This is a genomic window from Pseudomonas gingeri, from assembly GCF_013385425.1.
Taxonomy (GTDB): domain Bacteria; phylum Pseudomonadota; class Gammaproteobacteria; order Pseudomonadales; family Pseudomonadaceae; genus Aquipseudomonas; species Aquipseudomonas gingeri_D.
Window position 1 is genome coordinate 1 of record NZ_JACAQA010000042.1, and the last position, 2,621, is coordinate 2,621.

The 2,621-nt window shown below is 56.4% G+C and carries 2 protein-coding genes and 2 pseudogenes; 2 read left to right on the forward strand and 2 right to left on the reverse strand.

Annotated elements, in window-relative coordinates:
- Window positions 1–115: 115 nt before the first annotated feature.
- Window positions 116–559: a hypothetical protein gene (locus HX830_RS30640; RefSeq protein WP_177104494.1), complete on the reverse strand. Its 444-nt coding sequence runs from the start codon at window positions 557–559 to the stop codon at window positions 116–118.
- A 452-nt stretch (window positions 560–1,011) separates the two neighbouring features.
- Here HX830_RS30640 and HX830_RS30645 point away from each other — a divergent pair.
- Window positions 1,012–1,269: pseudogene (locus HX830_RS30645) on the forward strand (transposase); the annotation flags it as partial.
- Here the strand turns inward: HX830_RS30645 and HX830_RS30650 are convergent.
- A protein-coding gene (locus HX830_RS30650; protein WP_103495021.1) for an IS5 family transposase occupies window positions 1,267–2,120 on the reverse strand; the annotation gives its coding sequence in 2 pieces (ribosomal slippage) (window positions 1,267–1,776 and window positions 1,779–2,120; 852 coding nt in all). The pseudogene HX830_RS30645 and the gene HX830_RS30650 overlap by 3 nt on opposite strands.
- Before the next feature lie 92 nt (window positions 2,121–2,212).
- Between HX830_RS30650 and HX830_RS30655 the strand changes: the two are divergent.
- Window positions 2,213–2,621: pseudogene (locus HX830_RS30655) on the forward strand (IS3 family transposase); the annotation flags it as partial.

The following is a 2,621-nucleotide window of genomic DNA, read 5'->3' on the forward strand; positions in this document are numbered from 1 at the left end:
CGGAATTAGTTGACCACTACAGACGTATCTATTTGCTCTAAATAAATACATCCCCTTTTCACCCCATACTCAACGCCCGCCTTGGAAACGGGGGGCGCTTTATTGGCTGGCGACCTCAACCATTCGGAGGGTTGCCCGCCGCTGACGATAGTTGATTAGACGGGGATTTGCCCTCCAACAAGGCATCCACCACCGCACGCGCCACCTCCACCGAATGCAGCATGCCCCAGAACAACGCCCGTTCTACCGGGTTGGTGTGCAGGCTGATTTCGTCGCCATTGAGTTCCGCGGTTTCGAGCAGATTGGAAACGTAGATCAGGGCGTCCTGGGCGGTGATGCCGGGTTGGATGGCGAATAGCGTGGGTTTGTAGGGGGCTTCGGGGGTGACGGGTTTGGAGCTGGTGAATGCGAGGGTATCGAGCAAACGCGGCGTGCTGGCCGGGGCTAGCTCGGATTCGTTGGACGGAGTGTCCGGGAGCTTACTCAGGTATGTCTCTTTATCCGCAGTGCTGAGAGCTTTGCGAACGGTCGGTGGATCGGGGGTAATTTTCTTGGTCATGGTGACCTCCCTATTCAAATTTAGGAGTTCGCCATTTCGTTTCCACGCGAAGGGTGGCGAACTGTGCGCGGGGTGGAAAACCGGAGAATAGGAACCCGGTACACCATAGGTGTCCCACGCACAGCCCGCCATAAAGCGAAGACAAAAAAGCCGCTTATGCGGCCATGTGCGCCGATTCCTTTACGAGTTTCCACACCCGTGTCGCTGAATTTGCAGCGACACTTGAACAGTAGCCTCGACGTTTGGCGCACGCAATATTCTCCCATGCCTGAAACGTGTGGGAAATATGAGTTTTTCTGGAAGGCTATTTCGCGTATTAATTATGAGGGAGTGCCAGACGGACTTCCCTGAACAAGACAAAATGCCCCAAAGGGAACTGGACTGGGATTGTAGTGGTCTAATGAAACCGGACACCCATTTAGGCGAGAATACCCGCCAGATCGAGGTGTCAGATGACCAAACAACGCCGTACCTTTTCCGCTGAATTCAAACGCGAGGCTGCCGACCTCGTGCTCAAGCAAAATTACAGCTTCATCGAGGCCAGCCGCTCGCTCGGCGTTGGCGAATCGGCACTGCGCCGTTGGGTCGACCAGCTCCAGCAGGAGCGCACAGGCGTCACCCCACAGAGCAAGGCGCTAACTCCAGAGCAGCAAAAAATCCAGGAGTTGGAAGCTCGGATCGCCCGCCTTGAGCGCGAGAAATCGATACTAGGCACTGTACGAAAAGAAATGTCGTAGACACCGCCGCCAGCAAGCCAGTGTGACCATCGCGGCGAAGCTTTCCGCCAGCTTGCAATAGCGTGTTCCCAGGCGGCGGTGTTCCTTAAGCCAACCAAATAGCCGCTCTATCACATTCCGCTGCCGATATTTGGGCTTGTCGAAGAGACGCGGCAAGCCGGGCTTTGGCTTGCGTTTCATGTCCCGCAGGGGAATCACCGGCTGCATTCGATAACGATCGCAGTACCGGCGCAACGAGTCAGCGTCATACCCCTTGTCTGCCAAGAGCCAGCGGCATCGCTTGCGTGGTCTACCGCGACCAGAGGGGATGTGGACACCATCGAGCAGCGGTTGAGCATGTGAAATGTCGCTTGCCTGACCACCAGAGAGGGTGAAGTGGAGCGGTATGCCTCGGGCGTCGCAGACCATGTGAACTTTCGTCGTCAGTCCACCCCGACTTCGTCCAAGTGCGTGGTCCGCTGGTTCTTGCGCCCCCCTTTTTTGCCTGCGCCGGAAGAGGCTCGGGTGGCTTTCACTGCCGTTGAGTCGATGCACCAGGTATTCAGGTCGATCAGACCTTGCGCATTAAGTTTAACGTGTAGCCGCTTGAGCATCTTGTTGAAGGTGCCCTGGTTTCGCCAGTCTCGAAATCGCTGATAGACCGTCGACCAAGGCCCAAATCGCTCAGGCATGTCCCGCCATGCTGCACCGGAGCAAAGCACCCACAGCACGCCGTTGAGCATCAAGCGGTCGTCAACTCTTGGGCGCCCGGTGCGCCGATGTTCAGCAAAAAGATCAGCGACTATTTCCCAGTCTGCGTCGGAAAGTTCGTATCGTTTGGGCATGGCAGAGTCCTTCGCCTAAATGGCAAGAACTCTACGGAAACTCAGGCCGTCAGGGGTCGCGATGGGGTTTCAAAGGTTTTCATACAAAATCTAAAAAAGGCTACCGCGCTCTTGATGTCGGAAGATCTCGAGCGTACGCGCTGATCAATCAGTTAAGCGTCCATGAGCCAGTTGATTGCTTGTGCGAGGTGTTCGAAGTCACTCGCTCGAGTTACTACGCACATCGTCTCAGACGGCTAACCCCGGACGTTGAGCGGCTCAGGCTGCGTAGTCGAGTGAACGAGTTGTTCACCCGGGGACGAAGTGCGCCGGGCAGCCGGAGCATCACGGTCATGATGCAAGAAGAGGGTGAGCAAATCGGGCGGTTCAAGGTACGCAGCCTGATGCGCGAGCTGGAACTGGTCAGCAAGCAGCCGGGATCACACGCCTACAAAAAAGCGACGGTGGAGCGGCCTGATATCCCGAACATCTTGAACCGTGAGTTTGATGTCGAGGCGCCCA

Excerpts from the sequence above, each read along its gene's own strand:
- HX830_RS30640 (WP_177104494.1), bottom strand. The coding sequence starts at position 559 with ATGACCAAGAAAATTACCCCCGATCCACCGACCGTTCGCAAAGCTCTC.